Source organism: Cronbergia sp. UHCC 0137, from assembly GCF_034932285.1.
Classification (GTDB): Bacteria; Cyanobacteriota; Cyanobacteriia; order Cyanobacteriales; family Nostocaceae; genus Cronbergia.
Map to the genome: position 1 here is coordinate 30,464 of NZ_JAYGHC010000003.1, position 15,563 is coordinate 46,026.

Genomic DNA, 15,563 nt, shown 5'->3' on the forward strand with positions numbered 1-15,563 from the left:
CTAGAAGCACCTTAGAAGAACAATCAAGGATCTTCCACTATGCTGATTTGTCCCCGGTGTAAATTTAAAAACTCTAATAAAAACAAATTTTGTCAAAATTGTGGAAATTCTTTAGCTCACAAAATTTGTCCTCATTGCAATACAAGTGTTGTTGCGGATGCAGTACATTGTTACAATTGTGGTGCAGAATCTGGCCAAATTTGGTGGGCAATTATCTCCCAGCAATTATCCTCTACAAACTCAGGTGTAGAGAAATCTCAGCCCCTTGTTACAGACTTCCCCTCTGGACTATGTTCACAATTATTGTTCAGCAAACCTTATTTAGATCCAGGACAACGCTATCAATTTTTGGAGTTACTCCCAAAACCAGAAGTTGTTGCTACCAATATTGAGGTTAAAGTTAGGGTTTTAGATCGTCAACCATATCAAACATCATTTCTTGAAGCAATGCTAGAAAACGAAGCAAAAGGACTAAAAATTCCATCAGTGAGTATCAGTGTAATTCCTAGTTTAGCTAAGGCTTATCTGAAGTTACAATCTGAAAATCAACCAGGAATACCACGGATTCACGAAGCCTGGGAGCAGGATAATATACAAACTTTACTCCTAGAAGATCGATCTGGCTGGCAGTTTCTACTTGACCTCTGGCAACAAGAAACAACTAATTCGTTACAAATATTACATTGGTGTCATCAAATGACCCAATTGTGGGCAATTTTAGAGCCAGTTAATTGTCGCCAAAGTTTAGTAGAGTTGTCCAATCTCCGTTTAGATGAAGACCAAACACTGTCCTTACAAATGTTATATTTAGAACAACCCGCTCCAGCACCACCTTTAACTGTTAAGGTTTTGGGGCAGGTTTGGCAAAACTTATTTAGGCAGTCTCAACGTACTCAATTTGGACCAATTTTACAGATGTTACAAGATTTAGAAATGGGTACAATTGAGACATTAGCGCAATTGCGATCGCGCTTGGAAGAAATATCAACACAACTAGCCAAGACAGAACCTACTCCTCCCCAAGAAATATCCCCTTCTGCACCAACTATCCTGCAAATACATGATATAGAAGATTCCACAACTAAAAATGATGATCCCCCCACGGTGATTTTATCAATGCAGTTGACCAGTTTAGAAGATGTTGGACGCACTGACGTAGGCCGTCAACGTCGTCATAATGAGGATTGCTTCGGCATTGAAACCAACATCCAAAAACAAGAATTTCCCAAAAACAAAACTTTGCAAGCCCGTGGTCTATATATCCTCTGTGATGGTATGGGAGGACACGCTGGAGGTGAAGTAGCAAGTGATTTAGCAGTTAACACTCTCCGGCAATACTTTCAAGAAAACTGGGTTACTAACCAACTCCCTACAGAAAAAAGCATTCTCGACTCCATCTATTTAGCCAATCAGACGATTTACGACCTCAACCAACAAGACTCTCGTTCTGGAATTGGACGCATGGGTACTACCTTAGTCATGGTATTACTTCAAGATAATCAAGTGGCAGTAGCTCATGTCGGAGATAGTCGTCTTTATTCCCTAACTCGCAAACGAGGACTAGAACAGGTAACAGTAGATCATGAAGTTGGCCAACGGGAAGTGTCTAGGGGAGTAGAACCCGACCTAGCTTATGCACGTCCAGATGCCTACCAACTCACCCAAGCCTTGGGTCCCCGCGAAAAACATTTAATTAATCCCTCTGTGGAGTTCTTTGAGATTACCGAAGACACTCTTTTACTCTTGGCCTCAGACGGTTTATCAGATAATGATTTACTAGAAACCCATTGGCAAAATTATTTACAACCTCTATTGAGTTCTAGCACAAACCTAGTATCAGGTATGAATAATTTGATTGATTTAGCAAATGAATATAATGGTCACGATAACATTACAGCCATACTGATTCGATTAAAAGTTAGCCCAATTCAGGAAAATTTTCAATGATAGGTGAAAATAAGGAAGAAATTTGATTTGTCCTATTTTTCCATTAGACATCTCTAAAAAAGCAGTTAGAGACTTTCCATGGAACGTCTCTACAAGGATTTTAAATCCCACATATTTAATTTTCATTAGCTGTCTATTAATTCATAGGGAACTCTTAACAGAAAAAACTCCTGTTTAAAAACATGAGATTGAAATTTTATTTTCTTATCTGTTCCCTGTTCCCTATTCCCTATTCCCTATTCCCTATTCCCTGTTCCCTGTTCCCTGTTCCCTGTTATTTGGCAAATAAATACTTTATTCTTTTAGGTCTTATTGTGGTTACTCTAATTCTGTTAGAAGTGGAAAAAACAACCCCGATTCAGCAGTGGCATTTTAAAGATTCTACTGTCATTCGTATTGGCCGTTCGGTAGATAATGACATTGTTTTATCTAATTATTTAGTTTCTCGTCATCATCTTGAAATTAGACAAATTAGTAATGGCAATCAGGGTAATTATTGGCAAGTAATTAGTAAGGGGACAAATGGTACTTACCTCAATGGTATTTTCCTCAATGGCGATTCAGTCATCACAAGTACCCTACCAGATAAATCCCTCATCCAACTGGCAAAAGATGGTCCTTTACTCAAGTTCCAACTCCAGGATGAATCAGATTCAGATGATTTATCTACTCAGTCACAACACCAAATTAAACCAACTTTCACCACACCAACACACCCAGATTTGGGCTGTACCCACCAGGGTAATTCTCCTAACAATCTATTTTGTATTCACTGCGGTCAACCCATCAGCGTACAAAAGACGATTCGCCAGTATCAGGTGTTGCGAACTTTGGGACAGGGAGGCATGGGTACTACCTATTTAGCTTGTAATACTACAAATTTAATTATGGGTGTACCACAACGGCTGGTGTTAAAACAGATGAATGCTGATATGGCAAAAATCCCTAAAGCCCAAGAATTATTTCAGAGAGAAGCTAAAACTCTTAAAAATCTCAATCACGTGGGAATCCCCAAGTATTATGACTTTTTTGTGGAAGATGGCAAAAAATACTTGGCAATGGAATTAATTGATGGGCAAGATCTAGAACATAGGGTAAACTTTACAGGGCCTGTGACACAAAGGCAAGCGATCGCTTGGATGATCCAAACCTGCGATGTCTTAGAGTATATTCATAGCCAAGACCCACCACTCATTCACCGGGATATTAAACCGGCTAATTTGATGGCGCGAAATTCTGATAATCGCATTGTAGTCTTGGATTTTGGCGCTGTGAAGGAAAAGGAAGCTGGAACTGCACCAGGAACCAAAATTGGGGCAGAAGGGTACTCCGCGCCAGAACAGAATAGAGGACAACCCTTGACTCAATCAGATTTGTATGCTATTGGTCCAACGCTGATCTTTTTACTTACTGGCGAAAATCCTTATAAGTTCTATCGTCAACGGGGACGGGGTTATCACTTTGATTTGACAAGAGTTCCCACTATTACCCACCAATTAAGGGCTGTGATTGAACATACAACAGAGCCTCTGGTGCGCGATCGCTATCAGACTGCCAAGGAGTTGAAAATGGCTTTAGCTGAGTGTATCTCAGGGTAAGGGGTGCAGGAGGAATGACTAATTGGTAATTACAATTACGAATTACCTATCCTTCTTCATCCCAAGTTTCCACTGCCAGCAATTCGCTAATTGGATCTTGCATACTAAAACCAAAGTCTAGCAGTTCCTGTTTCCAGTGCTGCCATTCATTGCCATAGAGTAAGGCAATTTTCCAAATGCTATCGCCGGGCTTGATAATATTCGATTCTACGAGTGATTGCACGTTACGCTGCAATTTCACCATTGGGTGAAGTACTTGCTGAGTCATAACCTATGATTAAGTTCAGATTGTTTTGAGTAAATGCTTAATTAAAACTGCTTCCCGATGTACGATTGTTATCGGTGCGTAGGGGGCTATATTTTGGCAAAGCTAGTCTTAACTTTACTAACTATACCATAACTAACTCTCAGATGGCTAGTAAATTCTGTTTTGTACGGTAATCACCACCACAAAAACCTAACTCTGGCCAACAGTCAAACAATTTTGTACTTGGACTACGCTCAGTTGATAGCGTAGCGTGGCGTTAGCCATACGATTTTCGATGGACTCAACTGATAGATCTGAGGGCTTATACCATCAAGGAGTTGTTCGTCATGGTGATAGATGGTATTCTCGATCAGGATATCTGATGGATTTTTAGTTTTTTTGGTTAACAACAGTTGTATTTTAGGGCTAAAACCCATAATTTACAGGCTGATTTGCAGGTTTTTAGTTAATGCCGAATTTTTGCTAGGTAATTGCAAAGATCCGCAGTTATTTTTTAAGCAATATCTGGAGTATAGCAAATATAGCAGCCAACAAGCAACAGGTTTCGCCATCAGCGAGCGATTTGGGAGGAAAGTCTTGTGGTATATGGGTTTGAACCATTCATAAGGATAGATTTTATGGGATAATTATTTGGGAATAGTCCTTTGAATTGATCCAAACAGCCAAATGTTGCTTTTACAGACCATGATAGTTTCTGCAACATTGTGGGTAAGCTTGATCATGTTAGGAGGATTGCTGTCATATCAATATTATCAGCAGCAAATATAAAAACATGACAACTGCTAAGGAAGATTATTTAAGTAAACGTGGGAAGCAAATTCAACAAAGAAAAAGAATTGTTACTTATATTTCCCTGGTAGCTTTTGGTGGTTCAATGTTATTTGCTGGGGTTAACACTGTTAAACAGGCCTGGGAAACTCCGCAAACCAAAGTAGTAGAATCGGCTCAAGTGGCATTGAAGCAAGAAGTAGAGGGTTATGAACTGGTTTTACAGAGAGAACCAGAAAATCAATTAGCACTAGAAAAATTATCTTTGTTACGGATGCGATCGCAGGACACAAAGGGTGCTAAAGTGCTGGTAGAAAAGTTGGTGAAACTACATCCCAACCGACAAGATTACAAAGTTGTTTTAGAGCAAATTCAAAAACAAGAAATGAGCGAAAAACAGTAGTATTCTATGAAAGGAATAATTTTAGCTGGTGGTTCTGGGACACGGCTTTACCCGATAACTCATGTTATCAGTAAGCAGCTAGTACCTATTTATAACAAGCCCATGATTTATTATCCCTTATCTGTATTAATGCTGGCTGGGATTCGGGAAATTTTAATTATTTCAACACCTAGTGATCTACCGCTATTTCAACAACTTCTCAAAGATGGTAGTCAATTAGGCTTAACTTTTAGTTATATTGGACAGCCTGAACCAGGAGGATTAGCCCAAGCTTTTATCTTAGGTAAAGATTTTATTGATAATGAGCCAGTATGCTTAATTTTAGGTGATAATATTTTTTATGGTTCTGGATTAACAGATTTACTGATTCGCTCTGCAAATTTGACAAAGGGCGGTTTGGTATTTGCGTATCAGGTTCAAGACGCTAAACCCTATGGAGTTATTGAATTTGATGAATATGGAAAGGCAGTCGGTATAGAAGAAAAACCTCTAATTCCTAAGTCTAAATATGCTATACCAGGTATATATTTTTATGATTCCCAAGTAGTAGAAATTGCATCTAACCTGAAGCCATCTTCTCGTAATGAGCTAGAAATTACTGATATAAATTTACATTATTTGAATGGAGGTAAGTTAAAAGTAGAAGTGCTAGGAAGAGGATATGCTTGGTTAGACACAGGCACTCATGAATCTCTGCATCAAGCTGCTAATTTTATTCAGGCTTTAGAGGAGAGACAAGGGCTAAAAATAGCTTGTATTGAAGAAATTGCATACAACAAGCGATATATTAGCTTATCAGAACTTCGTCAATTGGCTGAAGCCATGTCAAATAGTAGTTATGGATCTTATATATTGGAGATTACAGAAAATGAAACAAAATCTGGATTTATGCCACGTAATGCTGTCAATATTAACGCAGTTCTCAATTAGTAATAAACAAGAGATTAGCGAAAAATAGCAAGAGTTTAAATAATATTTAGTCACAGTAAATTCATAGTCGTAATTTAACAATGTTTAATAATAAGTCTATTTTAATCACTGGCGGTACAGGTTCATTTGGTCATAAATTTGTCAAAAGTATTTTAAATAAATATACTCCCCAAAAGGTGATAGTTTATTCAAGGGATGAGCTAAAGCAGTATGAAATGGAGCGGGAGTTCAATTCACCAGTCATGCGTTACTTCTTGGGGGATGTGCGCGATCGAGATCGTCTACGTTTAGCATTACGGGGTGTTGATTATGTCATTCATGCTGCCGCACTCAAACAAATTCCCGCAGCCGAATATAACCCAATGGAATGTATTAAAACTAATATTTATGGAGCAAACAATGTCATTGATGTAGCCCTGGAACAACAAGTAGAAAAAGTAATTGCTCTTTCCACAGATAAAGCCGTCAATCCAATTAATCTTTATGGTGCAACCAAGTTAGCAGCCGATAAGCTTTTTGTAGCTGCCAATAATATTGTTGGGGAAATGAAAACCCGATTTTCCGTAGTTCGCTATGGAAATGTAGTTGGTTCAAGGGGTTCAGTTGTTCCCTTATTTCAAAAGCTCGTACGGGAAAAAGCCACAGAAATTCCAATCACAGATCCTCGAATGACCCGGTTTTGGATTACCCTACAACAATCTGTAGATTTAGTATTTAACAGCTTTGAAAGAATGCAGGGAGGAGAAATTTTTATCCCTAAAATTCCTTCAATGAAAATGATAGATTTAGCGGAAGCCCTAGCACCAGGAGTACCAATTAAAATTATTGGGATTAGACCAGGGGAAAAATTACATGAAGCTATGTTTTCTAAAGAATCTTCCCATTTAGCCTTAGAATTTGCTGATCATTATGTACTTAAACCAACTATCGAATATTCGCGTAATGTTGATTACGCTCGTAATGTTTTAGGTGAAAGAGGAATAGCAGTTTCGGACGGATTTGAGTATAGTTCTGAGACAAATACTGAATGGCTAACATCTTACCAACTGCTAGATATGATAAAACCATGAATGACTATATACCCTATGGAAAACAGGATATAAATCAAGCAGATATTGATGCTGTAGTAGAGGTTTTGTGTTCAGATTGGATTACTCAAGGACCAACAATAGAAAGATTTGAGCAAGCTGTCGCTAAATATTGTGATGTAAAATATGCTGTTGCAGTTTCCAGTGCTACCGCAGCATTACATATTGCTTGTTTAGCAGCCAATTTGGGGAATGGTGACATTTTGTGGACATCACCAAATACCTTTGTTGCTTCGGCTAATTGTGGGCTTTATTGTGGGGCTAAAGTAGATTTTGTAGATATTGATCCTTACACCTACAACTTGGGCATCAATGAATTAGAGCAGAAATTAATTGCAGCCAAAAAACAAAATTGTTTACCTAAAGTATTAGTTCCAGTCCATTTTGCTGGACAATCTTGTGAGATGGAGCAAATTTTTTCTTTATCACAAGAATATGGATTTAAAATTGTTGAAGATGCTTCTCATGCCATTGGTGGAAGCTATCAGAAAAAAAGTATTGGTGGTTGTCAATTTTCTAATCTAGCGGTTTTTAGTTTTCATCCAGTGAAGATTATTACGACTGGAGAAGGTGGTATGATTTTAACCAATCAGGAGGAATTATATCAAAAATTAATTAGATTAAGAAGTCATGGTATTACTAGGAATCCAGATTTAATGCAAGGTAATTATGATGAAGAGTGGTATTATCAGCAACTGGAATTAGGCTTTAATTACCGCATGACGGATATTCAAGCGGCTTTGGGTGCTAGTCAGATGCAAAGATTAGATGAATTTGTATCACAACGGCGGTTTTTAGCGCAAAGATATCATCAACTACTTCAAGAATTACCAATAGTATTACCTTGGCAGCATCCAGATACAGAATCTAGTTGGCATTTATATGTAATTCGACTCAAGTTAGATAAAATTAATCAAACTCATAAAAAAGTATTTACAAAATTGCGTCAAGCTGGAATTGGAGTAAATTTACATTATATCCCTGTACACACTCAACCTTATTATCAACAATTAGGATTTAAAGCAGGAGATTTTATTAAGTCTGAACAGTATTATCAGGAGGCAATTAGCCTACCAATTTATTATAGTTTGACTCAAGAACAGCAACAAAAAGTAGTAATGACAATCCAAAATATTTTGTTGGGAGGGTAGTAAAAAATGCCTGTTATCTCTGTGGTAATTCCGGTTTATAAAGCAGAAGATTGTCTTCAGGAATTGTATAAACGTTTAGTAAAATCATTAGAAATAGTTTCTGCTGACTTTGAGATTATTTTAGTTGAAGATTGTGGAGGCGATCATTCTTGGGAAATCCTCTTACAGTTATCAGAAAAAGATCCTCGTGTTAAAGGAATTCAATTTAGTCGTAATTTTGGTCAGCATTATGGTATTACTGCTGGTTTAGATCATTGTGATGGAGATTGGGTAGTAGTGATGGACTGTGATTTACAAGATCGTCCAGAAGAAATTCCTCGTTTATATGCTAAAGCTCAAGAAGGTTATGATGTGGTACTTGCGAGAAGAGGAAAACGTAATGACATTCTATTAAAGCGTTGGACTTCTTGGTTTTTTTATAAATTATTTAGTTATCTTACAGATATTAATTATGATGGTCAAGTCGGTAATTTCCGCATCATCTCTCGGAAAGTAGTAGAAAGCTTCCGTTTAATGCGGGAACAGTTACGTTTCTTTGGTGGTTTAATAGACTGGATGGGTTTTCCTACTGCTAGTATTGATGTTCAGCATGAGAGTCGTTTTAAAGGTAAAAGTACATACACTTTTGGCAAGCTTTGGAAACTGGCAAGTTCCACAATTATTGCATATTCTGATAAACCATTAAGAATATCTATTAAACTCGGTTTTACAATATCACTACTAGCATTTATTTATGGGATATATATATTAGTTCGTGCTTTAATTTATGGTTCTGTAGTAACCGGTTGGAGTAGTTTGATTGTTTCTATTTATTTCTTGGGGGGTATTATTATTTATAATTTAGGAATCATTGGAATTTATTTAGGTAAATCTTTTGATGAAGCAAAAAAGCGTCCTTTGTATTTAATTAGGAATTCCACTCAAAGTATAAAAACACTTCAAACATATAAAACAGATAAAAAATTAATCACTAGCAATAGTGAGGATCATTTTAGCCACTTACATTTGTCACAATAAATGAGTTGAAAAACTATGAATAGCAAATATTTAGATATTATAGCTTATGAAACACGAAACTTGGGAATTACCAGTTTTGCGTTAAATGAAGTTTTTTTTGAGTCTCCAGAGCAAAATCTCTTAAAACAAGATATATTTGCAGCTATCCAAGCATATAATCAAATTTTTATTCAATGTCGCTTATCAAAACAAAATATAAATTTATCTTCTATAGTGCAAAATTGTGGTTTTTATGTAGTAGAATCCACTCTTTCACCTTACACTAATTTGAATAAAAATAAAATTATAAAAAGTTTTATACAAAATAAAGATAATTTTATACCTGCTAGATATAAAATAGATAAATTTAATATTACCCAAATAAATATCAATGATGCTTGCAACTCCAGAGAACAAATTCAGAAAATTGCAGAAGAATCTTTTATTGATGATAGATTCCATGTAGATCCTAATTGTACACAAGATATTGCTAATAAAAGATTTAGTTATTGGGTAGGTGATTTATGCTCTGATAGAAATGTAATTTTTGAATGTTTAGAGTACGAAAATGAAAAAATAGCTTTCATGTGTAGAAAAGAAAGTAATTTAATTTTAGCTGGCTTTAATAAAAGATATAGAAATAGTGGTTTAGGAGAGTTTTTATGGTTATCAATTTTAGAAAATATGATCCAAGAGGGGATTCAATATGCAAGAACATTGATTTCTACTAATAATACTTCAGTGTTAAATCTATATGCAAGAATTGGTTTTCAATTTAAGAACCCTTTATTTACTTTCCATTATTGGCATAAATCGGAGTAATTAGTAGATTCTAAAATGTTGAGATTTTTTGTATTGTCTGAAATTTTATTATTGATAATAACTAGGAAAAATAAATGAAAATATGTCTTAAATGTAATAAAAAATTTGATAACTTATACTGGGTTTGTCCCTCTTGTCACCATCAAATTGGAAAAATTAATAGTTATTTAGCCTTTGCTCCTGAACTTGCATTTACTAATGACGGTTTCAATGTTTCTGCGTTTGCTAAACTTGCTGAACTAGAAGCTAAAAATTTTTGGTTTTGTTCTCGCAATCGCTTGATTATATGGGCATTAAAAAATTATTTTACCCAAATGTATCAATGCCTAGAAATCGGTTGTGGTACGGGATTTGTTTTATCAGAAATAGAACAAACATTTCCACAATTAACCCTTTATGGAAGTGAAGCATTTATCACAGGCTTAGACTTTGCTAGAAAAAGATTATCTAGAAGTGAATTATTTCAGATGGATGCAAGAAAAATTCCTTTTGAGGATGAATTTGATCTGATTTGTGCTTTTGACGTATTAGAACATATAAAAGAGGATGAAATAGTTTTAAAATCAATGTATAGAGCTACAAATAAATATGGAGGAATTTTGTTAACTGTTCCGCAACATCCCTGGCTATGGAGTCAAGCTGATGCTTATGCTCGCCATGTACGTCGTTATAGCAAGGAAGATTTGAAAAATAAGGTAGAAGACGCTGGATTTAGAATAGTAAAAATGACATCTTTTGTATCATTACTACTACCCCTGATGTTATTATCCCGCTTACGTCAACGAAAACCCACTTCCAATTATGATCCTTTGTCTGAATTTAGAATTAGTGGTATATTGAATGTTGTTTTGGAAAAAATTCTTAATTTAGAGCTAATGATGATAAAATCTGGTATATCTTTTTCCTATGGAGGTTCTTTATTATTAGTAGCCAAAAAAATGTAAATTTATGTTCAGTTTATAATATTTTTAATTAAAACAAATTTATGAATATACCTTTTAATGAACTGTCAATTACAGGCAATAAGTTCAATGACATTTTTAATAAATTGCGAATGGTAATCGTTTAAAAAATATCAAGTTTATCGAAAAATAGCAATAAAACATATTAATAATCGAACCTTAATTATTATGGTTAATCATCTTTACATATTACTAACAATATTGTTTACAGTCTATGGACAAATTGTTATTAAATGGCAGGTTAACTCCACAGGTAACTTACCTACAGAAGTTATGAATAAAATTGGATTTATTCTGAACTTACTATTAAATCCTTGGATAATCAGTGGTTTGGCTTCTGCTTTTTTAGCTTCTCTTAGCTGGATGGCTGCTATGAGTAAATTCCCTCTTAGTTATGCTTATCCTTTTATGAGTTTGTCTTTTGTACTCGTTGTTTTTCTCAGTTCTGTATTTTTTAGAGAACCCATAACTATACCAAAAACTATGGGTATGGCTTTAATTATTGCAGGCATTATTATCGGAAGTAGAGGTTGAATCCCACAAAGTTAATTAATTAAAAACATGATTCCTTTTAATAAACCGTCAATTACAGGTAACGAATTAAATTATATTTCTCAAGCGATTGCCAATGGTCATCTTTCAGGAAATGGTGAATTTACCAAGAAATGCCAACATTTTTTTGAATCAAAAATAGGTTGTTATAAAGCACTGTTAACTCATTCTTGTACAGCAGCTTTAGAAATGGCAGCAATATTAGCTAATATTCAGCCAGGAGATGAGGTAATTATGCCATCATATACATTTGTTTCTACTGCTAATGCTTTTGTGCTACGGGGTGGTATACCTGTTTTTGTAGATATACGTCCAGATACTCTCAACATAGATGAATCAAAAATAGAAGCGGCAATTACTCCTCAAACAAAAGCGATTATTGTAGTACATTATGCTGGTGTAAGTTGCGAAATGGATAGTATTATGGATATTGCCCAACGTTACCAACAGATAGTGATTGAGGATGCAGCACAGGGAATTGCGTCTAGTTACAAAAATAAACCTCTTGGAAGTATGGGAGATTTAGCAACAATGAGTTTTCATGAAACTAAAAATGTTATTTGTGGTGAAGGTGGTGCATTACTGATAAATAATCCTTTACTGTGCGATCGCGCTGAGATAATTTGGGAAAAAGGAACTAACCGCAGCCAATTTTTCAGAGGTATGGTAGACAAGTACACATGGGTGGATATTGGTTCATCTTACTTACCTAGTGAAATTAATGCAGCCTTTCTTTGGGCGCAACTAGAAGCAGCGGAATTAATTACTCAAAAAAGGAAAAATATTTGGCAACAATACCATCAAGCATTTGCAGAATTAGAATTTAATGGCAAATTACATCGTCCATTTATTCCCAATGAATGTGAACACAATGCCCATATATACTATTTATTATTACCAGACTTAGAAACCCGGAATTTTGTAATTGACTACCTCAAGAACTTTAGTATTCAGGCTGTGTTTCATTATGTTCCCCTGCATTTATCACCTGCGGGGAAAAAATATGGACGTGCTTGCAAAGAATTACCAATTACAGACAATGTTAGCGATCGCCTTCTACGTCTACCTTTGTGGGTAGATATGACACAGGAGGAAATTGCATTGGTAATCAAAGTTGTCACAGATGCCGTAAAGGTTTAATTAACGTTTATATTATAAATATAATGCAACAAACAAACTCAAATGATATAGCCTTAGAAGATGCTAAAAATACTATTGCTATTTTTTCTACAACAATGGCATTTTCTATAGCAATTGTTTACTATATCGCTCGTATAGGTTTTGATAATCCCATATTACCTATTCTCAAGACTTTATCATTAAGTAGTTTTTTGTTGCTTCTACCTCAAGGATATAGATTTTTTAGTCAGAAATTACAACTCAATATTAAACCATCTTGGCTTAATTGTGACGCAGCTATTTCTTTATGGGGATTAATAATTATCATCTTTTTAGGAATAGTTGCTTCTTATCTTAATTTAAACTTATTCATTCTTATATTTTGTATAGGATTTTTGTTACTTGCTATTAATTACATTATTTTTTGGCAACCAGGTACTACCCGACAGAATTTCAGGTTTATATTAGTAACTATTCTCTTTTCTTTATATATAGCCAGTTTTAAGTATGGTACTGGTTATCTTAATCCATTGTTTACAGAGGGTTTAATACAAAAAAATGCTCACATTGATCAATTATTTCATGCTGCTATTAGTAACATTATCAAAACATACGGCATTCCTAGCACTGGTATTGATGGATTAGTCTATCTACCTTATCACTACGGTAGCCATTGGCTTTTTGCACATTTATCTAGTTTATTAAATATGGAAATATTAATATTTTATCAATTAGCTTATCCAGTCATTATTGTGCCGTTTTTCTTTCAAAAAATATTAGAATTTTCTTTTGATTTTAGACGAAAATTTATCAATGATTCTGTTGATATTAAACTCAGGATTAATTGGCTATTATGGTTTATTTTTTTCCTTGGCTTTTTGGGATTTATACCAAGGGTATTATCTTTTCAAGCTGGATTTTGGGTTTTTTCTCCTTTAAGTGCCGAATCTCATGTTACGGCATTTGCTATCAGTTTTATGGCTTTCTCTCTAGCATTACAAGTTAATATAAATTCCCTGTATCATAATAATATTTCTTGGATAGAGGCTATATTACCTGCTTTAGTTCTTCCCTGTCTCATCAGTACAGTTGCTATATTAAAAATTTCTGTAGGTGTACTTTTATTTTGTGTTTCTATATATTTAGTAGTAAGATTTAAACTATATAAAAGCAAAGTTTATGTTACTTCATTGTTTATTTTGACTGTAATGTTTGCGACTGCATTCTTGCTGGCTAAAAATCCTTCACCAAGTCCATTTAAACTTTTTGCATTTATACAAGATTGGGTAGAAGATCCCTGGAAACCTTTTTGGTTTCATTTGACATTTTTCTGGTCATGGATATACATTATTTTTGTTGTTAAAATGAAAAATATTAAAAATATAAAAGATTTTATTACTGCTATTAATCAATTCATGGTAATAGATATAGAAGTCATTTTACTTTTATGTATTGTTGGTGCAGCTCCTGGTATGCTTCTGCAAATAGGAGGTGGAAGTGCTTACTATTTTACCGATTTTCAAATTGTTTTCTCTCTCAGTTTATTAATAGCAAATATTCCTAATATAAAAACATTTTCCAATAAAGTTTATGAAAAAAGATAAAATTCTGAACTTAGAAATTAAATACTTATTATGGGTATTGCTGTTATGTCCGTTTCTAGTATCAGCAACCGATAATTTTATTAAGTATTTTTATGATTTTATCCAATCAAATGTAAATACTAGAATATTCATACTTCAACAAGGTATGAAACCAGGTGAACAATTACCACTCACAACTCCCCCTCAATCCTATTTGAAAAATAGTCCAAGATATATACTTCTAAAAACTTTAGAAGAATTAGGTAAAATGCCTGTAGGAGATAAACGTCAGACAGCCTTATATATTCCCCAATCAAATAAACTTTATTGGAACTGGCTCAAAAATTGTAAATCTGTTTCTTTTATTGCTCCGGCTGTTAGTGGTATGGTAATGATTGATGGCTTACCTGCTGCCTACTGTAACGCAGATTTTTACGGTTATGAGTCTTATACATTACGAACTACTAAACAACTACCACAAAGTAAACAAGAGATTTGTAACAACGCTAAAACAAAAGGATTTTCTCATGTAATAATCATTGATACTGACCCAAATCAAAATGTTGTTACTCAAGAAATATCTTGTTATAAGTGATACTATTGTTTATTAAGGGTATTTTATGAAACCAGTAGCAATTATTCAAGCACGCATGAGTTCTACTCGCTTACCTGGCAAAGTAATGAAACAACTTGGTGGCAAAAGTGTTTTATCTCATGTAATTTCTAGGGTGAAAAGTTGTTCGTTAGTGGATAAAATTGTAGTTGCTACTACGACATCTTTAGCTGATGATGTGATTGTTGCAGAAGCAGGAAAATGTGATGTAAAGTTTTTTAGAGGGAGTGAGGAAGATGTTTTAGAGCGTTATTATTTAGCAGCTAAACAATATCAAGCTGATGTGGTTGTGAGGGTGACTTCTGACTGCCCTTTGTTCGATTCTGAAGTTTTAACTAGGATGTTGGAATACTTTGAAGCTGAAAGAGTGAATGGATTACAAATAGACTATTTGAGTAATTGCCTAAATCGTAGTTATCCTCGTGGTTTAGATGCAGAAGTTTTTACATTTTCAGTGTTAGAACAAGCATTTAAGGAGGCAGATAAAGCATATCAAAGAGAACACGTTACACCTTATATTTATCAACACCCGGAAATTTTTAGTTTATACAACCAAGTCAATGATGATGATCTATCTGATTATCGCTTGACTTTAGATACAGAAGATGATTGGAAACTAATAGAGAAAATATATAAAAACTTATATCGTGAAGGGGAGATTTTTGCAACTGATAAGGTAGTAGCTTTTTTAAAAGCAAATCCAGAACTTTTGTTAATAAATACTCATGTAAAACAAAAGGATTTGAGAGATTATACAACTTAA

At 34.6% G+C, this 15,563-nt stretch carries 15 protein-coding genes; 14 read left to right on the plus strand and 1 reads right to left on the minus strand.

The window, feature by feature from the left end; all coding sequences use genetic code 11:
- The first annotated feature begins 39 nt into the window (after positions 1 to 39).
- Both VB711_RS01745 and VB711_RS01750 read left to right on the plus strand, forming a co-directional pair.
- Positions 40 to 1,947 carry a serine/threonine phosphatase gene (locus VB711_RS01745; RefSeq protein WP_323283953.1) on the plus strand — a complete coding sequence of 636 codons (1,908 nt, stop codon included), beginning with the start codon at positions 40 to 42 and terminating at the stop codon, positions 1,945 to 1,947.
- Between the two features lie 314 nt (positions 1,948 to 2,261).
- Complete coding sequence (locus tag VB711_RS01750; protein ID WP_323283954.1) at positions 2,262 to 3,545, plus strand: protein kinase domain-containing protein; 1,284 nt, start codon at positions 2,262 to 2,264, stop codon at positions 3,543 to 3,545.
- A gap of 46 nt (positions 3,546 to 3,591) precedes the next feature.
- Here the strand turns inward: VB711_RS01750 and VB711_RS01755 are convergent, their stop codons facing one another.
- On the minus strand, positions 3,592 to 3,813 hold the full coding sequence (locus VB711_RS01755; RefSeq protein WP_323283955.1) for a DUF4327 family protein: 222 nt from the start codon (positions 3,811 to 3,813) through the stop codon (positions 3,592 to 3,594).
- A gap of 772 nt (positions 3,814 to 4,585) precedes the next feature.
- Here VB711_RS01755 and VB711_RS01760 point away from each other — a divergent pair.
- From VB711_RS01760 to VB711_RS01815, 12 genes are all read left to right on the plus strand, one after another.
- Positions 4,586 to 4,984, plus strand: a complete 399-nt coding sequence (locus tag VB711_RS01760; RefSeq protein WP_323283956.1) for a tetratricopeptide repeat protein — start codon at positions 4,586 to 4,588, stop codon at positions 4,982 to 4,984.
- Between the two features lie 6 nt (positions 4,985 to 4,990).
- Positions 4,991 to 5,914, plus strand: coding sequence for a glucose-1-phosphate thymidylyltransferase RfbA (gene rfbA, locus VB711_RS01765; protein ID WP_323283957.1), 924 nt, complete (start codon positions 4,991 to 4,993; stop codon positions 5,912 to 5,914).
- 80 nt (positions 5,915 to 5,994) lie between these two features.
- Entirely contained in the window at positions 5,995 to 6,984 is a 990-nt protein-coding gene (pseB, locus tag VB711_RS01770; RefSeq protein ID WP_323283958.1) for a UDP-N-acetylglucosamine 4,6-dehydratase (inverting), read from the plus strand.
- Complete coding sequence (pseC, locus tag VB711_RS01775; protein ID WP_323283959.1) at positions 6,942 to 8,153, plus strand: UDP-4-amino-4,6-dideoxy-N-acetyl-beta-L-altrosamine transaminase; 1,212 nt, start codon at positions 6,942 to 6,944, stop codon at positions 8,151 to 8,153. Before pseB ends, pseC begins: the two co-directional genes overlap by 43 nt.
- 6 nt (positions 8,154 to 8,159) lie before the next feature.
- On the plus strand, positions 8,160 to 9,170 hold the full coding sequence (locus VB711_RS01780; protein WP_323283960.1) for a glycosyltransferase family 2 protein: 1,011 nt from the start codon (positions 8,160 to 8,162) through the stop codon (positions 9,168 to 9,170).
- Between the two features lie 15 nt (positions 9,171 to 9,185).
- Positions 9,186 to 9,971: a hypothetical protein gene (locus VB711_RS01785; RefSeq protein ID WP_323283961.1), complete on the plus strand. Its 786-nt coding sequence runs from the start codon at positions 9,186 to 9,188 to the stop codon at positions 9,969 to 9,971.
- Between the two features lie 74 nt (positions 9,972 to 10,045).
- The gene (locus VB711_RS01790) at positions 10,046 to 10,915 is read left to right on the plus strand and encodes a class I SAM-dependent methyltransferase (protein WP_323283962.1); all 870 of its coding nucleotides are present in this window, start codon (positions 10,046 to 10,048) and stop codon (positions 10,913 to 10,915) included.
- A gap of 186 nt (positions 10,916 to 11,101) precedes the next feature.
- A complete protein-coding gene (locus VB711_RS01795; protein WP_323283963.1) occupies positions 11,102 to 11,467 on the plus strand; it encodes an EamA family transporter in 366 nt (121 codons plus the stop codon).
- 27 nt (positions 11,468 to 11,494) lie between these two features.
- Complete coding sequence (gene rffA / locus VB711_RS01800; protein WP_323283964.1) at positions 11,495 to 12,625, plus strand: dTDP-4-amino-4,6-dideoxygalactose transaminase; 1,131 nt, start codon at positions 11,495 to 11,497, stop codon at positions 12,623 to 12,625.
- A gap of 23 nt (positions 12,626 to 12,648) precedes the next feature.
- Positions 12,649 to 14,208: a hypothetical protein gene (locus VB711_RS01805; protein WP_323283965.1), complete on the plus strand. Its 1,560-nt coding sequence runs from the start codon at positions 12,649 to 12,651 to the stop codon at positions 14,206 to 14,208.
- Positions 14,195 to 14,782 carry a hypothetical protein gene (locus VB711_RS01810; RefSeq protein WP_323283966.1) on the plus strand — a complete coding sequence of 196 codons (588 nt, stop codon included), beginning with the start codon at positions 14,195 to 14,197 and terminating at the stop codon, positions 14,780 to 14,782. The genes VB711_RS01805 and VB711_RS01810 overlap by 14 nt, the downstream gene beginning before the upstream one ends.
- A gap of 25 nt (positions 14,783 to 14,807) precedes the next feature.
- Positions 14,808 to 15,563: a glycosyltransferase family protein gene (locus VB711_RS01815; RefSeq protein WP_323283967.1), complete on the plus strand. Its 756-nt coding sequence runs from the start codon at positions 14,808 to 14,810 to the stop codon at positions 15,561 to 15,563.